A 15604-nucleotide genomic window follows, 5' to 3' on the forward strand; every position below is an offset into this window, starting at 1 on the left:
CTCAACCCCCGGCGGGGGCCGCTTGCCGCACCGGAGATCCCTCGGGGCCCAGGTCCAGGAGATGGCAGGCGAGGGCGAGTTGATCCTGGTTCCCGAGAAGGATGACGGTGTCCTTCTCGCTCAGGGGGGTGTCGGGGTCGGGATTGGCGAAGACTTCGCGCTCCTGCATCACCGCGATCACCGAAGCTCCGGTGGCGGCGCGTAGATCGAGATCCCGCAGGCTGTGGCCCAGGGCCCAGGCGCCCGGCAGCAGCGTGTGCGTCTCGACGTTGGATTCGAGAATCCCTTCCGGCAGGTCCGATATCTTCGCGATGCTCGGCGTCTGGTCGCGGAACATGCCGTAGCGCTCCTCCCGGATGCCGCGCAGCTCCTTGCCGATCACGTTCCCGGGGATGCCGACGCGCCGCAGCAGCCGGTTGCAGACTTCCACCGAAGCCTCGAGCTCCTCCGGGATCACCTCGTCCGCTCCCAGCTTGTAGAGCTCGTCGATCTCGGTGACGTAGCGCGTGCGTACCAGAATCGGCAGATTGGGCGCCAGCCCGCGCGCCAGCTGCACGGTGCGCTGCGTGGCGGCCGGATCGGAGATCGCCACCACCATGGAGCGAGCCGAGCGGATCCCGATCTTCGACAGGATCTCGCGGCTGGTCGAATCGCCGTAGACGATCGGCTCTCCTTCGCGCGCCGAGGCACGAACCTTCTCGGCATTCAGCTCCAGGACTCGGTAAGGGATTTCCATCCGCCGCAACACCCGCGCCAGGTTCCGGCCGTTCAGTCCGAAGCCGACGATCAGGACGGGCCGCGCCTCGGCCGAGTAGATCTCGCCGGCCGGTGCGTCGCCGGTCCGCCCGGGAAAGTAGCGCTTCAGATTGGGGAGACCTTCCAGGCTCCGCCCCACCGTTCCCGAGAGCCGCATCAGGAACGGCGCGATGATCATCGACAGGACGCTCACGGCGAGGAAGGTCTTGTACACACCGTCGGACAGGAGGCTGAACTCGCGCGCCGACAGTGCCAGGACGAAGGAGAACTCTCCCACCTGCGCGAGCGACACGCCGGTCTGCGTCGCCACCCGGATCGGATAGCCGAGAAAGCCGACGACCGGCGTGACGATCAGGAACTTCACTCCGATGACCAGCAGGAGCAGCAGCGCCAGACCCCAGGCATTCTGGGCGACGAAGCGCACGTCCATGAGCATGCCGATGGAGACGAAGAAGAGGCAGTTCAGCGAGTCGCGGAAGGGGAGGATGTCGGAGAGGACCTGGATGCCGTACTCCGACTCAGAGACCACCAGCCCCGCGATGAAGGCCCCGAGCGCCAGCGAAAGCCCGGCCAGCGAGCTGGCGAAGGCGGTCCCCAGGACCACCAGAATGACCGAGATCAGGAAGACTTCGCGGCTGCGCGTCCCGACCACCAGCCGCAGGAAAGGCGGAATGGCGAAGCGGGCCAGCAGCAAGATGGCGCCGACCGCGAGGAGCGAGACGCCCATGACCTGCAGGAGCTTGAGCGGTGTCTGCCGGCCCCAGTCGGAGAGCAGCGGAATCAAGAGGATGACCGGCACCACACAGAGGTCCTGGAAGACGAGCAGCCCCAAAGAGACACGGGCCGGCGGCGTGACCAGCTCGCCGCGCTCGGCGAAGACCCGCAGGACGATGGCGGTACTGGAGAAGGCGAGCAGGAAGCCGACGACGATCGACTCGGTCCAGGGGACGCCGAACGGGAGGGCGGCCAGGATCGCCACCAGCGCCGTGCCGAACACCTGGAGCGGTCCGCCGAGGAGCACCTCGCGTCGCATGCGCGCCAGGCGCGAGATGGAGAACTCGATGCCGATGGTGAACAGCAGCAGGATGACGCCGATCTCCGCCAGCGTCTCCACATCCTCGCTGCGCCGGATCAGGCCGACGCCGTGCGGGCCAAAGATCACGCCGGTGGCCAGGAATCCGACCAGGACGGGGAGGCGCAATTTCTGGAAGACGAAGACGACGGCGATGGAGAGAGCGAAGATGACGAACAGTTCCCACAGCAGCGGGGGCGGCTGGATCATCCATCCCTCTTGGGGACCGCGCGGGGAGGGCGCGCGCTCGCTGCTAGCCTAGCACAAGAACGGCCGGTATTTTCCCGCTCCTTGACGGCCCCGGCGCTGCGGGATAGGCTCGCCAGGGTCCCGGCAAACTCGAGGCGATGATGGAAATTCACAAGATCCAGGAAGGATTCTGGCGCTGGACCGCGCCGCATCCGGCGTGGGTGCCGGAGAAGGACCGCCCCGGCGGCTGGGGCCAGTTCGTCGGCTGCGTCTACCTTGAGGCGGGGAAGCAGGAAGGAGGGGGCATCATCCTGTTCGATCCCCTCGCGCCTCCCGAGGGAGGCGACGATAGGCGGCGTTTCTGGGAAGCCCTCGACCGGGACGTGGCGCGGGTCGGCATGCCAGTGAACATCCTGCTCGGCAATCATTATCACGAGCGGGATGCCGGATTATTCCTGGAGCGCTACCGCGAGCGTCCCGGCGCCGAGCTGTGGGCGCCCGAAGAGGCCATCCCGCTGCTGGAGGGGAAAGTGACGGGGGCCTTCGACGAGGGAGCTTCGCTGGCGGGCGGCGTGAAGGCGTACCGGGTCGAAGGACTGGACTGCCCGGGAGAGACCGTCTTCCACATTGCCTCCCGGCGCGCCCTGATCTGCGCCGACGCCCTCATCGGCGTGGGAGGCGGACGATTGAGGGTTCCGCCGAAGCATTGGGCCGCCGACACACCCGAAGGGAAACGGGCCTACCGAACGCGCTTCCGCGAGTCGCTGCGCCGCCTGGCCGACCTCGATTTCGACCTCGTCCTCGTCTCACACGGCGAGCCGGCCTACAAGGGCGGCCGCTCCGCCTTCCTCGAGGCACTCTCGGCCCCCGCCTGGGGCGACGAATAGAGCCGGCCTCGTGTTTTGCGGCGCCGCGCGCCGCAATGCTAGAATTCTCGCCCATCGAATCCATCCAAGGAGCCCGTGAACATGCGCGCGGAATTCAGGAACGAGCCGCTCACCGATTTCACCCAACCGGAAAACCGCGAAGCCTTCGAGGCCGCCCTGACGAAGGTGCGAGGCGATCTGGGGCGCGAGCATCCGCTGCGAATCGGCGGCAAGAGCGTCAAAGTCGGCAAGACCTTCGATTCGATCAACCCTTCCCAGCCGTCGCAGATCATCGGGAAGTTCCAGTCGGCCGGAGTGCGTGAGGCGGAGCTGGCTCTGGAGGCTGCCGAGAAGGCCTTCGGCACCTGGAAACGCGAGACTCCGGAACGCCGGGCCGAGCTGCTGTTCCGCACCGCGGCCCTCCTGCGCGAGCAAAAGCATGAGTTCTCGGCGCTGATGGTCCTGGAGGTCGGGAAGTCGTGGCCCGAGGCCGACGGCGACACGGCCGAAGCGATCGATTTCCTGGAATTCTACGGGCGCGAGGCGCTGCGCTACGCGGCGGATCATCCGCTGACACGCATTCCGGGCGAAAAAAACGAGCTGCGTTACGTGCCGCTCGGGGTGGGGCTGGCGGTGCCGCCCTGGAACTTCCCGCTGGCCATCATGGCGGGGATGACGACCGCTGCGATTGTCACCGGCAACACCGTTATCCTGAAGCCTTCCAGCGATGCGCCGGCAATCGCTGCCCGCTTCATGACCGCGCTGGAGGATTCGGGGCTGCCACCGGGGGTGGTCAACTTCCTCACCGGCAGCGGCGGCACCATCGGCGACTTCCTGGTGGAAAACCCGCGTGTCCGCTTCGTCAGCTTCACCGGCTCGAAGGAGGTGGGGCTGGGAATCAACGAGAAAGCGGCGAAGCCGCGCTCCGGGCAGATCTGGATCAAGCGTGTCGTGGCGGAGATGGGCGGCAAGGATTTCATCCTGGTGGACGAGACGGCCGATCCCGAATCAGCCGCCTCAGGCATCGTGGCGGCCGCTTTCGGCTACCAGGGGCAGAAGTGCTCGGCCTGCTCGCGCGCCATCGTCCACCGCAGCCTCTACGACGAGGTCGTCCGGCGGGTGGTCGAGAAGACGCGGACCCTGAGGGTCGGGCCGACCGAGTCATCGGAGACGCAGGTCGGCCCGGTGATCAACGCCGGCGCGCAGAAGAAGATCCTCGAGTACATCGAGGTCGGCAAATCGGAAGGGAAGCTCCTGGCCGGAGGGGAGAAGGCGCCCGGGGAGGGGTTCTTCATCCAGCCGACGGTCTTCGGCGACATCAAGCCGGGCGCGCGCATCGCGCGCGAGGAGATCTTCGGCCCCGTCCTGGCGATTCTGCCCACCTCCAGCTACGAGGAGGGGGTGAAGATGGCGAACGACTCCGAATATGGTCTCACCGGCTCCCTCTATTCGGAGGATCGCGACCGACTGGAGGAGGCTAAAGACGTCCTGCACGTCGGCAACCTCTATCTCAACCGGAAGTGCACCGGCGCCCTGGTGGGAGTCCATCCCTTCGGGGGATTCAATATGTCGGGCACCGACTCGAAGGCGGGCGGCAGGGACTACCTTCTTCTCTTCCTGCAGGCGAAGGCAATTTCCGAGGCAATCCGCTAGGACCCGCGGCTTTCAGCCGCGGCCCATCATCGAAAGCCACTGGTCCAGCGTCGGGACGCGCATGGCGTAGTTCGAGCGGCGCTGCTCTCCCAGCGTGGAAGTGGGGGAGTCTCCGTAGTCGTGCCCCGGGTAGAGGGTGACGTCGTCGGGGAGCTTCGACAGGCGCTGGGTCAGGCTGCGATACATCTCCTCCGGATCGCTCCCCGGCAGGTCCACCCGCCCGCAGCTCCCGACGAACAGCGTGTCGCCGGCCACCAGGCGATCGCCGCCGACCAGGAAGCAGGTGCTTCCCTGCGTGTGGCCGGGGGTGTGGACGAACTGGATCGGGATCGATCCCACCTTCAACGTGTCACTCCCGGCGTGCGCTGCGAGATCGGAATCGGAAAGTCCGGTGACCCGCTTGACCCACGGGATTTCCTTCTCGTGCACATGGATCTTGACGGGAACCAGCTCCAGGAGCTTGCGGGCTCCCTCCACCGAGAAGCCCATCATGTCGCCGCCCAGATGATCGGGGTGGTAGTGGCTCCCGAGCGCGCCGATCACCTTCATGTCGTCGGCCTGCGCGATCCGGACCAGCGACTCCACGTCCCAGGCGGGATCCACCAGGAGGCATTCGCGGGTCTTCGCGTCGCCGATCAGGTAGACGAAGTTCACCATCTGGCCCGCCACCGGGTCCGAGACGGCGAAATCGCGCCCCGCCAGCAGCTGCCGGAAATAGAGTGAATCGTTCGGGGATTGGCTCAAGAAAAACCTCCGCCGCAGGGTCGCGCAGGATTATCGCACGAGCGGCCCGGGTTGACCGAGAGCGCGCGGATCGACTAGGCTCCATGCGCCTTCCCGTCAAAGACGCGATGTCGACGCACCGGGACGACCCGGACGAGCCAGGAGGTCTGCATGCCTGTCAAGTTCGACCCCGCAACGCTGGAGCGTTTCCGTAACATGACGCCCCGGCAGGTCTGCCAGGAGGTCACCGACGCCGTTCACCAGATTCCGGGAGAGCGGGGATCGGAGGATTTCCTGGAGGCCCTCGAGTCGCTGGTGGACGAGGGGATTCTGTCGTGGGATCAGATCGAGAACGACTCGGCCGACGACGAAGCCTGACCTTCCTTCAAATCCTTCCTATTTCTTGAGGCGATCTTCCCAGGCGCGGCGCCAGGAGGCCACCTTTCCCTTGTCCTTGGGGGCGGGAGGAAGGGTGGCGGCGGGAGGATCCGACTTGCGCTGCAGGTGCGGGTGATCTTCACGCGCCTCGGGGCGGGCAATCCGGACCTTGCGCCCGCTGACCGGAGGGCGGTGCTTCTCCGCAACCGCGGCGGCGGCTGGGGCCTTGCTCCGAAGGACCTGATCGAACAGTTTTTTCATCTCGCGCTTCTTCCTATCGTTGGATTTGCCGGCACGCCCGTGCCGGAAGGGATGTTCGAAGTAGCAGGTGAGGCAGCGGACCTTGCCGATCTCCCCGCGCACCAGGCCGACGACGCCGTGGTTCATCAGCAGCCGGCAGCGGGAGCACCAGTCGTCGACCACGTCGCCGAGGCGGGGTGGGCGCGGGCTCATCGCTTCACTCCCCCGGCCGCCAGGGCCTGGATCTCATCGTCTTCCAGGAGCCGGCTGGACTGCTTGGCGGCGTTGAAGATCCTTTCCACCGTCTCGGGGCTGGCCGGGATCCCGTGCTCCTCGAGCCACCAGGTGACGTTGGATTTCCCCGACATCGGGCCGATCCGGATGCGCTGCTTCAAGCCGAAATCGGCCGCGGGGACGCCGGAGTAGACCCGGTCGGCCAGCCACTCGTCTCCTTTGCGGAAGGCCTTGATGACCGCGGCCGCGTGCACACCGGTGCCGGTCTCGAACGCGTCGCTGCCCACCACCGGGTAGTTGCGCGGGATCGTCACCTTGAGAGCGCGCGCGGCGGCGGCGCAATAATCGCCCAGGCGCGTCAGGTCGCGATCGATCCAGCCCAGCAGCTTCAGATTGACCAGGAGAAGATCGATCGGCGTGTTGCCGGCGCGCTCGCCGACTCCCAGGGCGCAGCCGTGCACGCGCGTCGCGCCGGCACGCAGGGCGGCGAGGGTGTTGGCCACCGCCATGCCGCGATCCCGGTGTCCGTGCCAGTCGACCCCGACCTCTTCATCTCCCGCTTCCTCGACGATGCCGACGACGTGGCGCACCAGACGGTCCACTCCCTCCGGAAGGGCGTGACCCACGGTGTCGCAGACGCAGAGGCGGCGCGCGCCGCAGCGGATGGCCGTCGAATAGAGGGCCCGCAGCGCCTCGGGATCGGCGCGCGTGGTGTCCTCGGTCACGTACATCACCGGCAGTCCCTCCTTCACCGCGAAGGTGATCGATTCCTCGGTGTGGCGCAGGAGGGTGTCGAGCGTCCAGTCCTCGGAATAGAGGCGGATCGGTGAGGAGCCGATGAACAGGCAGGCCTCGATCGGGATCCCGACCTTCTGCGAGATGCGGGCGATCGGCTCCACGTCGCGCTGGATGGTGCGGGCGGCGCAGTTCGGCTTGAGCTTCAGATGGCGGTCGCGGATGAAGCTGCTGAGGGCGGTGACGTCCTCGACCGCGCGCGCTCCGGCCCCCGGCAACCCGATGTCGGCGGTGTCGATTCCGAGCGCGTCCATGAGCAGCAGGAGCTCCTGCTTCTCGTCGATGCCCGGGTCGACGACCGAGGGTCCCTGGATCCCGTCCCGCAGGGTCTCGTCGTCCAGCTGGACGCGCCCGCGCGGCGCCGGCTCGGTCCCGGCGCGGTTCCAGTCGTAGATCAATCCTTCGCGATTGATATCAGGTTTTTCAGGCATCCTGGTCCCGGTGGGTCAGCGCCTGGGTCGGGCATCGGTTGGGCGCTGAGTCAACATTCGGGGATGTGACGATTATAGGGAGCGCGGGGCGGGCGTGTCAATAATCCAGTTCCTCGAGGCGCTCCTCTCCCATTCCGAAATGGTGCGCGATCTCGTGCAGCACGGTGGTCCGGACCTCATCGCGGATCTCCTCCTCGCTTTCGCACACCGCCTCGATGTTGTCCTGGAACAGGGTAATCCGATCCGGGAGCGAGCTGTAATCGGCGCCCCTCTCGGTCAGAGGAGTGCCTTCGTAAAGACCCATGAGCAGACCGTCCTCCTCGCCCCCTTCGGACAGCTCCTCCTGATCCAGGGTCGGCATTCCCTCCACGACGATCTCGACGTTGTTCATCTTCTCCATGAACTCGGCGGGAAGGTCTTCGAGGGCCTCGGAGACCAGCCGCCGGAAATCGGCGCGGCGCATGGCTTGGTTCCTTCTGCTAAAATCGGCGGGGCTCGCGGGGGATGCGGCCCTGAAAGATTCTACGCCGGAGGCAGGCCAGATGAGAAGAGTCGGAACGATCCTGGCGGTTCTCGCTCTGGGCGCGGCGGTCTGCTCGGGAAATCTGCGGGCCGACGACTCGGTGAAGGACTCCTTCAAGAAGATGGGAAAGGCGGTCGGGCAGGCGGGCAAGGCGGTGGGACAGGAAGCGGCGCAGGCCGGCCGGACGATCGGACGCGAGAGCAAGAAGGTCTGGTACCGCGGAGTGCAGGTGAGCAAGCCGGCCCTCGATCGGGCCCGGGCCGAGACCCGCCAGGCCATGAAGCGCACGCTGGACGCCATGGACCGCACCATCGAGTCTCTCGAAGGCGAGCTGCGCCGACTGCGGGAAGCGGAAGCGGCGGGAGGCGGCTGAGGCCGGTGGCGGGAAGCAGGCCGAGCCGGCTCCTCCTCGCGGCGTCCCTGGCCGCTTGGATGGCGCCTGCCGCTTGCCGCAGCTCGATGACGGAGCGCGAAGCGCTGGAATCGGCCCGCGAGGAGATCCGGCGGGAATACCAGCCCGAGATCGAGCGCCGCAGGCGGGAGATCGCGGAGCTGCAAAGGCAAATCGACGAGGCCAGGAAGCGGCTCGCCGGGCGCGGGACCTCCAGCCCGGCACGCAGTGCCAATCCCACCCCCTGAGAGGGCGTCCCGATGACGGCGGTTACCCGACCCGCGGCGCGCTTCCAGGATCTCGTTGCGCCGGCTCCGGCCATCACCATCACGCTCCTGTTCCTCGGGGTGGCGCTTCTCGAGAACACCGTGGCCCCCTGGGCGCCCTTCTATTTCATCTACATCTGGCTGACCACCTGCCTCCCCATGGGAGTCGGCGGCCTTCCTTTCGTCCACGTGAAAAAGCTTAAGACCGGCCCCTGGATCACCCTCGTCGCCCTCGCCATCGGCTTGCAGCTGTTCTCCGTCGCCTGGAGCGGGGCGCTCTATCCGAAGCTTCTCCAGGCCTCCGGGGTTGCGCCGGAGCTGACTTCGAGTCCGGCCTACGACACCTCCGCGGCGCTGCAGGCGATGCTGAGCACCGCGGCGACGCATTGGAAGACTAGCTTGGGGAAGATCCAGTTCTGGTACCTTGCGGTGATCTTCCTATGGGCGGGATTCGGAGAGGAGATCTTCTTCCGCGGATACCTCTATCGGTCGCTGCGCGGCCGGTGGGGGGTGGCGGCCGCCGCGGCCGTTTCATCGCTGCTTTTCGGGTTCCGTCACGCGACCCAGCTCGGGCTGCTGGCTCCCGATTATCCGTGGGGGGCGGCGATCGCCTGGTCGCTGTTCGCCACGGTGGCCGGGCTGGGCTTCTGCTGGCTCTTCGAGAAAACGGGATCCTTGACCGCGCCCATCCTGGCGCATTACCTGTTGAACCTTGTTCCGCTGGTCGCGCTCGCGTCCGGATCCCGGTAAGCAAGCAGTCGAGAGCAGGGTCGCTGCGGGTCCGGGGCGGGAAGTCTCAGGGCCTCTCCGGCTCGCGCGTGTAGACTTCCACGCCTCCCAGGATCGTTCTTTCCGGAACGATCTTGAAGATCTCCTCCTCCGGCACCTGGAAATAGTCGCGGTCGAGCACCACCAGATCGGCCAGCTTCCCGGCGGTGAGTGTCCCCTTCTCGCCTTCCTCGAAGGCCGCGTAGGCGGCGCCGACCGTGAAGGCGCGCAGCGCCTCCTCGCGCGTGAGCCGCTGCTCCGGAAGCCAGCCTCCTTGCGGGTTCAGGCTCTCGTCCTCGCGCGTCACCGCCGCGAACAGTCCCTTGAAGGGATTCCAGCTCTCGATCGGGGCATCCGAGCCGAAAGACAGATGGGCGCCGGAATCGAGGATCGATTTCCAGGCGTAGGCGCCGGCGAGGCGATCCGGGCCGAGGCGGGCGGGAACCCAGGGCATGTCGGAGGTGGCGTGCGTCGGCTGCATGGAAGCGAGGATGCCGATTTGGGCGAAGCGCGGCAGGTCGGTGGGGGAGAGGATCTGCGCATGCTCGATGCGCAGGCGCGCGTCTTTCGTGGGAACGGCCTTCAGGGCGGCCTCCAGCCGATCCAGCGCCGTCCGGTTCCCGCGATCGCCGATGGCATGCACGCACATCTGGAAGCCTTTCTGCAGCGCTTCACGCGTCAGCTGCTCGAGCTGCTCGCCCGGCATGGTGAGGATCCCGCTGTTCTTCGGGTCGTCGCTGTAAGGCTCCAGCAGCGCCGCGCCGCGCGAGCCCAGCGCCCCATCGACTCCCACCTTGATGGCCCGGAAGGTGAAGCGCCGATCCCCGTAGCCGATCAGCGGCTCGCGCGCGAAGTAGTTCGTCAGCTTCCGGTTCGATCCCCCCAGCATGGCGTAGACGCGGACCGGCAGAGAGCCCTCCTCGACCATCTTCATGTAGAGGTCGATGTCCGCGGGCTCGATGCCGGCGTCGTGCACCGAGGTGATCCCCGTCGCGAGCAGCTGGCGTCCCGCCGTCACGATGCGGCGCTGGACGGTCTCGGGAGTCGTGGGAGGGATCTTCCGCTCCACCAGATTCATCGCATCGTCCAGCAGGATGCCGCTGGGCTGTGCGGTCTTCTCGTCGTGGAGGATTCTCCCTCCGGGCGGATTGGGAGTGGTGCGGGTGATCCCGGCCGCCTCCAGCGCCTTGGAGTTGGCCCATAAGGCGTGGCCGTCCACCCGCTTCAAGGAGACGGGATGGTCTCCCGAGACGGCATCCAGCATCGCCGCCGTCGGGAACTCGGGGACGGGCCACAGATTCTGATCCCAGCCTCTGCCGAGGATCCAGCCGCCGGGGGCGGTCTTGGCCGCTGCTTCCTCCACGAGCTTGACCGCTTCGACGGGCGTGGGCAGCCCCTTCAGGTCGAGGTTCTCGAGCCATTCGCCGATCCCGGCCAGGTGCAGATGGGCGTCGATCAGCCCCGGGATGACCGTCTTCCCTTGCAGGTCGATCTTGCGGGTCCCGGGTCCCACCAGCGCCGCGATCTCCTTGTCGGATCCCACCTTCAGGATGCGATCGCCGGCCAGCGCGATGGCCGTCGCCTCCGGCAGCGCCGGATCGAGCGTGTGGATCTTTCCGCGCGTCAGGATCAGGCTCGCGGTGCGCATGGGCTCCTCGTGGCCCCCGCAGGCGTACAGAGCGATTGCGAAGAGGACCAATCCGGCCGCGGGGAAGAGACGACGCATCGGGAATGAGTCCCCCAAAAAGGGGGGCCATGATATCCAAGGGGAACGACGCTGTACAACCCGATTGAAGGAATCGGTCAGCCGCGCTCGGCAAGCCAGACGCCCGAAAGGATGGCGGCTCCTCCCAGGAGGAAATGCCCCCGCAGCGTCTCCCCAAGGAGAAGATACGAGGTGACCCCGGCAACCACCGGCTGCAGGTACATGAAGGCCGCCACCTTGCCCGACTCGATCCGCCCGAGCGCCCAGTAATAGAGGAAGTAGCAGGCGACCGTGCCGATCAGGACGACGTAGGCGAGGCCCGTCCAGCCGCTGCGTGTCACGCCGCTCCAGTCCTGACGCAGCGCGGCGGGGGCGACGAAGGGGAGCATGGCGGCCCCGCCGATCAGGAAAGCAAGAGCGGAAGCGCGCAGCGCCCCGAAGCGCGGCACCAGGGTCCGCCCCGCCACGGTGTAGTAGGCGAAGGCGCAGACACCGCAGAAGGTCAGGAAATCGCCCGTCAGGAACTCGCGCGAGAAGGTCCAGCCGTCCCCCAGGCTGATGAGGAGGATCCCCGCCAGCGCCACCAGCATTCCGAGGGTCTTCATGGTGGTGAGACGCTCCCCGAGCATGCGGTTCGCAAGGAGGAGCACGGTGATCGGCAGCAGGGCGACGACGAGGGAGGAGTGCGACGGAGTGGTGCGGTGGATTCCGGTGATGAAGAAGATCTGGTTCGCCAGGACGCCGCTCAGGCCGAGCGGCAGCGCCATCTTCAGATCGGCGAGTGTGAAGCGCGCATTGCCGTCGCGCGCCAGGGCCAGGAAGAACAGCGGCGTGGCGACGAGCACGCGCACCAGCGCCACGGCGAGCGGATCGATCTCTTCCACCGCCATCTTGGCGAACGAGTAGTTCAGCCCCCAGAGGAACATCGCTCCGAAGGCCGAAGCCACCGCGGCCTGCGTGACGCGCGGGCTCTCCGTCGCCGGGGCGCTCACGGTGCCGGTCGATAGACGCGGCTCGAGCCGTCCCACTTCAATCGGGTGCCCTGACGGTGCCACCAGCGTCCCAGTTTGTCGAGCAGCGCGGCCGATTCCGGCGCTTCGGGATCGGGTGCCGCCGATCCGACGCTGCCGGACAGTCGCGTGAGCGTGCCGAGGGCCTCGCCGCGCGCCAGCTTGGCGTCGGCCTTGCCGGCCAGTTCCAGCAGCACCGGGATGCCGGCAGGGTCCCCGAGATCCGCCACTGCCTGGGCGATGCGAAGCCTGACCCACTCGTCTTCATCAGCGCTGGCCAGCCCCTGCTTCAGGGACGGCAGCGCCGCCGGATCGCCCAGGCCGTGCAGGGCCGAGGCGGCGCTCTCGCGGACGGCGGGGGACTGGTCGTGCAGGGCATCCAGCAGATCGGGCACCACGCGGTGATCCCCCGTCGCGGCCAGATCGGTAACCGCCTTGGCGCGCACGTTGGCATGCGAGTCGCGCAGCGCCTCGCGCAGCTCGGAGGTCTTCGATCCGACCGCGTGCTCCGGCGATCCGGCGAGCGCGGTCGCGTGGGCATCCGGCTCGCTGGCGGAGAGGGAATGCGCCGGGCCGAAGCGCTGGAAGGCCCAGCCGATTCCGGCGAGCAGGACGATCACCGCGGCGGCTGCGGCCAGGGCGCGCGGGCGCGACGGCGCCAGGACGATGGCCCGCAGGACGGCGCCCAGGATCAGCGCGACGGCGAAGCAAACCATGATGGTCGGCCCGGAGGGGCGATCGTAGGAAAAGAAGAGCCCCGCGGCGCTCACCGTCGTCCCCACCACCCAGCCAGTGATGAGGCGGCTCTTCAGATTGTCGAAGAACATCACGGCGAAGACGGCGGGCGCCACCAGGTAGCAGAAGACCAGGAGCACCCCCGCGATTTGGACCGAGGAGGTGATGACCACGCCGAAGGAGAGGTAGAAGAGGAAGTCCCAGATCCGGACTCGCACCCCCTGGGAGTACGCCTGCTCCGGGTGCAGCGAGATCATCAGGAAGCGCTCGCGGAAGATGTAATGGAACGTCCCGATGACCGTGTAGAAGATGGCGGTCTTCAGGATCTGGGCCGGCGTGACCCAGACGATGCTCCCGGCCAGCAGGTCATGAAGGTGCTCCGCGCCGTGCGGCGAGATGTCGGCCAGGAGGATGGCCGCCGCCGAGGCGGTGGCGTAGGCCAGACCGATGATCGCTTCCTGCGGTACGCGCTCCGTCCGCGTGCGGGTCAGCGCGAAGACTCCCGCCGCGAGGACCGCGAAACCCAGCGAGAAGAAGTAGGCACCCTGCGAGCGCGGGTCGTATCCCAGGAGGAAGGCCACGGTGGCGCCGAGCGCGGCGATCTGCGCGAGCGCCAGGTCGACGAAGATCACCTTGCGGCTGATCACGTGGATCCCGAGATAGACATGGATCCCGGTGAGGATGAGGCAGGCGAGGAACGGGAGAAAGAGAATCTGGACCTGCTCGGCCAAGGGCTACCTCGCCGCTTCGGGCGCTTTGGCCAGCGCCGTCGAAATCTGATCGGTGATGAGATCGAACAGCTTGAAGAAGTCGGTGGCCTCCGGCGCGCCCCCCACCTCGAGGGGCAGGGTGATCACCTTGACCCCCGTCTTCTCGGTCAGGAGGTCGGTGGAGCGATGCTCGACGAAGGGGCGCGTGACGATGAGGTTCGCGGCCCCCGACTTCAAATGCCCCACCAGCTCCTCGAGATGCTTGGCCGACGGCGGAATCCCGGGCTTCGGCTCGACGTAGTCGACGATCTTCACGCCGAAGCGCTGGGCGAAGTACGAATAATCCTTATGGTAGGTCACCAGCGGACGTCCCCGCACCGGCTGCATCTTTCCCAGCCAGCCGCCGAGCTTCGATCGCAGGGTGCCGCCTCCCGCTCCGGCCGAGTCGAAGAAAGTGTCCAGGGTTCCCCCCATCGCCTCGCGCGACAGCTTGGCGCCTCCCACCTGGTCGACCAGCTCGGCGCCGAACAACGCTTCGTGCAGCTTCTTGACGAAAGCCTTGCGCCCGCTCTCGTAGGCCTCGGCGCCCGCCGGATCGGCCTTCTTGAAGGCGTCCGCGATGGTTCCGGCGACCACCTCGGCATTGATGGGATCGGTTAGGTAGTGCGGATTGCCGTAGGGATGGACGTCGCCTTCGGCCCGGCTGAGCGAGGGAGGGACCTCGACGACCCGGATCCCCGTCGAGCAGTCGATGAAGCCGGCGGCGCCTTGCAGGATCTTGGCGTTTCTCGCCCCTTGCGTCAGCGGCGGAATCCAGCCGATCTCCAGATCGAGCCCGTTGATCAGGAGGAGATCGGCGTTGCGCATCTTGACCATGAAGCTCGGCTTCGGATCGACGAAGTGGGCGTCCTGGGTCCCGGTGCCGATGACGGTCAGATCGATGCGATCGCCGCCGATGGCCCTCGCGATGCTGCCGAGGTTCGGGAGAGAAGCCACCACCTTGAGCTTGCTCGCGGCCCCGGCGGGGGCTGCTCCGCCGAGCAGCCCCAGGAGGATGGCGGTCACGATTCCAATCTGCTTGTTCACATTCGACCTCAATACTTGTGGGCGCCGTGGGCGCCGATGACGGGAATCCACTCGAAGAAGATGCGGGTGTCGTTCTCATCCCGGCCCAGCAGGGCCGCCGCCGCATCGTTGCGCTCGATCCGGTTGATCTGGAAGCGGAGCTCCTGGAACTCCGAAGGCTGCCAGCGGAGGACCGCCGCGGCGCCGGTCTGCCGGGCGATCTCGCTCTCCGGCAGATCGGAGAAATCGAGGCGCACCCCGCCGCGCCAGCGCTTGGCGAACTGCCACTCGAAGTAGCTGTACCCGCCCAGGCTCGAAACGCGCTGCTCCGAGAGGGCGAGGGCGGGAGTCAGCTCCTGGGTCTTTTTCTGCGAAAGGAGAAGCTCCGTCTGCCAGAGAAGCGACTTGTAGGTGTTCAGCTGAAGCGGCTTCCATTTGTAGGTGGCGTCCCAGCCATAGACGCGCGATGCGAGCTGCTCCTCCGGCTCCAGGGTTCCCGCAAGACCTGCCTCGTCGATCGCGTCGAGCAGCGCTTCGGAGGGGCCGGTCTTTCCCCAGACGCCGCTGACGCCTATCTCGAGAGTGGCGTCGGGACTGGTGGTGAAGACACCCGCGAGCCGCTGCGCGTAGGTCAAGCCACGCTCGGCGCTGTTGAAGCCCGGTCCCTCGCGCGCCGTACCCGCCTCCGAGGTCGACTCCAGGTAGAGGCCTCCCGGGTTGGGAATGAGCCAGCTCAGCGACAGCCCGTCGGTGGTCAAGCTCTCTTCGCCGAAGTAATCGGTCAGGACCACCGGTCGCTCCACCGTAAAGAAGGCGTGGTTGTGAAGGGAGTTCCACTTTCCGAAGGCGTTCTTGTACCGCCCTCCCTTGAGCTGCAGGGAATAGGGCAGGGTCTGGGTCGTGATGGTCCCTTCCTCCACCTCCGGAGACTCATCCGCCGGAAAGGTGAGGAACAGATCCATCTTGGCGTAGGGATCTACTACCGACTGGAACGCTACTTCCGCTTCGCTCAGCTCGAAGCCGTTCGCCTCGTCCTGGTGCGAGAAGGACGAGCCGATCAGCTGGAAGACGGCGCTGATGGCCGGATTCAGCAG

At 66.9% G+C, this 15604-nt stretch carries 16 protein-coding genes; 6 read left to right on the top strand and 10 right to left on the bottom strand.

Annotated elements, in window-relative coordinates:
• Position 1 precedes the first annotated feature (1 nt).
• The gene (locus VFW45_12850) at positions 2-2038 is read right to left on the bottom strand and encodes a cation:proton antiporter (GenBank protein HEU5181671.1); all 2037 of its coding nucleotides are present in this window, start codon (positions 2036-2038) and stop codon (positions 2-4) included.
• A gap of 140 nt (positions 2039-2178) precedes the next feature.
• Here VFW45_12850 and VFW45_12855 point away from each other — a divergent pair, with 140 nt between their 5' ends.
• On the top strand, positions 2179-2904 hold the full coding sequence (locus VFW45_12855) for a hypothetical protein (protein ID HEU5181672.1): 726 nt from the start codon (positions 2179-2181) through the stop codon (positions 2902-2904).
• An 81-nt stretch (positions 2905-2985) separates the two neighbouring features.
• Positions 2986-4536, top strand: a complete 1551-nt coding sequence (gene pruA, locus VFW45_12860; protein ID HEU5181673.1) for an L-glutamate gamma-semialdehyde dehydrogenase — start codon at positions 2986-2988, stop codon at positions 4534-4536.
• 12 nt (positions 4537-4548) lie between these two features.
• On the opposite strand, the gene VFW45_12865 is transcribed toward pruA, so the two are convergent.
• Positions 4549-5280 (bottom strand): MBL fold metallo-hydrolase, encoded by a 732-nt coding sequence (locus VFW45_12865; GenBank protein HEU5181674.1) that lies wholly within the window; start codon positions 5278-5280, stop codon positions 4549-4551.
• Positions 5281-5430: 150 nt separating this feature from the next.
• Between VFW45_12865 and VFW45_12870 the strand changes: the two genes are divergently transcribed.
• Positions 5431-5637, top strand: a complete 207-nt coding sequence (locus tag VFW45_12870; protein HEU5181675.1) for a hypothetical protein — start codon at positions 5431-5433, stop codon at positions 5635-5637.
• Between the two features lie 18 nt (positions 5638-5655).
• Here VFW45_12870 and VFW45_12875 read toward each other — a convergent pair whose 3' ends face one another.
• The 3 genes from VFW45_12875 to VFW45_12885 all read right to left on the bottom strand — a co-directional run bounded on the left by VFW45_12875 (position 5656) and on the right by VFW45_12885 (position 7800).
• Positions 5656-6090 carry a hypothetical protein gene (locus VFW45_12875; protein HEU5181676.1) on the bottom strand — a complete coding sequence of 145 codons (435 nt, stop codon included), beginning with the start codon at positions 6088-6090 and terminating at the stop codon, positions 5656-5658.
• Positions 6087-7337 (bottom strand): LeuA family protein, encoded by a 1251-nt coding sequence (locus VFW45_12880; GenBank protein ID HEU5181677.1) that lies wholly within the window; start codon positions 7335-7337, stop codon positions 6087-6089. The genes VFW45_12875 and VFW45_12880 overlap by 4 nt, the downstream gene beginning before the upstream one ends.
• A gap of 97 nt (positions 7338-7434) precedes the next feature.
• Positions 7435-7800 (bottom strand): metallopeptidase family protein, encoded by a 366-nt coding sequence (locus VFW45_12885; protein HEU5181678.1) that lies wholly within the window; start codon positions 7798-7800, stop codon positions 7435-7437.
• A 79-nt stretch (positions 7801-7879) separates the two neighbouring features.
• Here VFW45_12885 and VFW45_12890 point away from each other — a divergent pair, with 79 nt between their 5' ends.
• The 3 genes from VFW45_12890 (at position 7880) to VFW45_12900 (ending at position 9267) form a co-directional block, all read left to right on the top strand.
• Positions 7880-8233, top strand: a complete 354-nt coding sequence (locus VFW45_12890) for a hypothetical protein (GenBank protein ID HEU5181679.1) — start codon at positions 7880-7882, stop codon at positions 8231-8233.
• An 86-nt stretch (positions 8234-8319) separates the two neighbouring features.
• Positions 8320-8499: a hypothetical protein gene (locus tag VFW45_12895; protein HEU5181680.1), complete on the top strand. Its 180-nt coding sequence runs from the start codon at positions 8320-8322 to the stop codon at positions 8497-8499.
• Between the two features lie 12 nt (positions 8500-8511).
• Positions 8512-9267 carry a CPBP family intramembrane glutamic endopeptidase gene (locus VFW45_12900; GenBank protein ID HEU5181681.1) on the top strand — a complete coding sequence of 252 codons (756 nt, stop codon included), beginning with the start codon at positions 8512-8514 and terminating at the stop codon, positions 9265-9267.
• 46 nt (positions 9268-9313) lie between these two features.
• Here the strand turns inward: VFW45_12900 and VFW45_12905 are convergent, their stop codons facing one another.
• From VFW45_12905 to VFW45_12925, 5 genes are all read right to left on the bottom strand, one after another.
• Entirely contained in the window at positions 9314-10933 is a 1620-nt protein-coding gene (locus VFW45_12905; GenBank protein ID HEU5181682.1) for an amidohydrolase, read from the bottom strand.
• A 155-nt stretch (positions 10934-11088) separates the two neighbouring features.
• A complete protein-coding gene (locus tag VFW45_12910) occupies positions 11089-11982 on the bottom strand; it encodes an EamA family transporter (protein HEU5181683.1) in 894 nt (297 codons plus the stop codon).
• Positions 11979-13466 carry an iron chelate uptake ABC transporter family permease subunit gene (locus VFW45_12915; protein HEU5181684.1) on the bottom strand — a complete coding sequence of 496 codons (1488 nt, stop codon included), beginning with the start codon at positions 13464-13466 and terminating at the stop codon, positions 11979-11981. The genes VFW45_12910 and VFW45_12915 overlap by 4 nt, the downstream gene beginning before the upstream one ends.
• Positions 13467-13469: 3 nt before the next feature.
• Positions 13470-14531, bottom strand: coding sequence for a metal ABC transporter substrate-binding protein (locus VFW45_12920; protein HEU5181685.1), 1062 nt, complete (start codon positions 14529-14531; stop codon positions 13470-13472).
• An 8-nt stretch (positions 14532-14539) separates the two neighbouring features.
• The coding region (locus VFW45_12925) for a hypothetical protein (GenBank protein HEU5181686.1) at positions 14540-15604 on the bottom strand (1065 nt) is incomplete at its 5' end.

Source organism: Candidatus Polarisedimenticolia bacterium, from assembly GCA_035764505.1.
GTDB lineage: Bacteria > Acidobacteriota > Polarisedimenticolia > Gp22-AA2 > AA152 > AA152.

Excerpts from the sequence above, each read along its gene's own strand:
- VFW45_12850 (HEU5181671.1), bottom strand. The coding sequence starts at position 2,038 with ATGATCCAGCCGCCCCCGCTGCTGTGGGAACTGTTCGTCATCTTCGCT.
- VFW45_12855 (HEU5181672.1), top strand. The coding sequence starts at position 2,179 with ATGGAAATTCACAAGATCCAGGAAGGATTCTGGCGCTGGACCGCGCCG.
- pruA (HEU5181673.1), top strand. The coding sequence starts at position 2,986 with ATGCGCGCGGAATTCAGGAACGAGCCGCTCACCGATTTCACCCAACCG.
- VFW45_12870 (HEU5181675.1), top strand. The coding sequence starts at position 5,431 with ATGCCTGTCAAGTTCGACCCCGCAACGCTGGAGCGTTTCCGTAACATG.
- VFW45_12875 (HEU5181676.1), bottom strand. The coding sequence starts at position 6,090 with ATGAGCCCGCGCCCACCCCGCCTCGGCGACGTGGTCGACGACTGGTGC.
- VFW45_12880 (HEU5181677.1), bottom strand. The coding sequence starts at position 7,337 with ATGCCTGAAAAACCTGATATCAATCGCGAAGGATTGATCTACGACTGG.
- VFW45_12885 (HEU5181678.1), bottom strand. The coding sequence starts at position 7,800 with ATGCGCCGCGCCGATTTCCGGCGGCTGGTCTCCGAGGCCCTCGAAGAC.
- VFW45_12890 (HEU5181679.1), top strand. The coding sequence starts at position 7,880 with ATGAGAAGAGTCGGAACGATCCTGGCGGTTCTCGCTCTGGGCGCGGCG.
- VFW45_12895 (HEU5181680.1), top strand. The coding sequence starts at position 8,320 with ATGACGGAGCGCGAAGCGCTGGAATCGGCCCGCGAGGAGATCCGGCGG.
- VFW45_12900 (HEU5181681.1), top strand. The coding sequence starts at position 8,512 with ATGACGGCGGTTACCCGACCCGCGGCGCGCTTCCAGGATCTCGTTGCG.
- VFW45_12905 (HEU5181682.1), bottom strand. The coding sequence starts at position 10,933 with ATGCGCACCGCGAGCCTGATCCTGACGCGCGGAAAGATCCACACGCTC.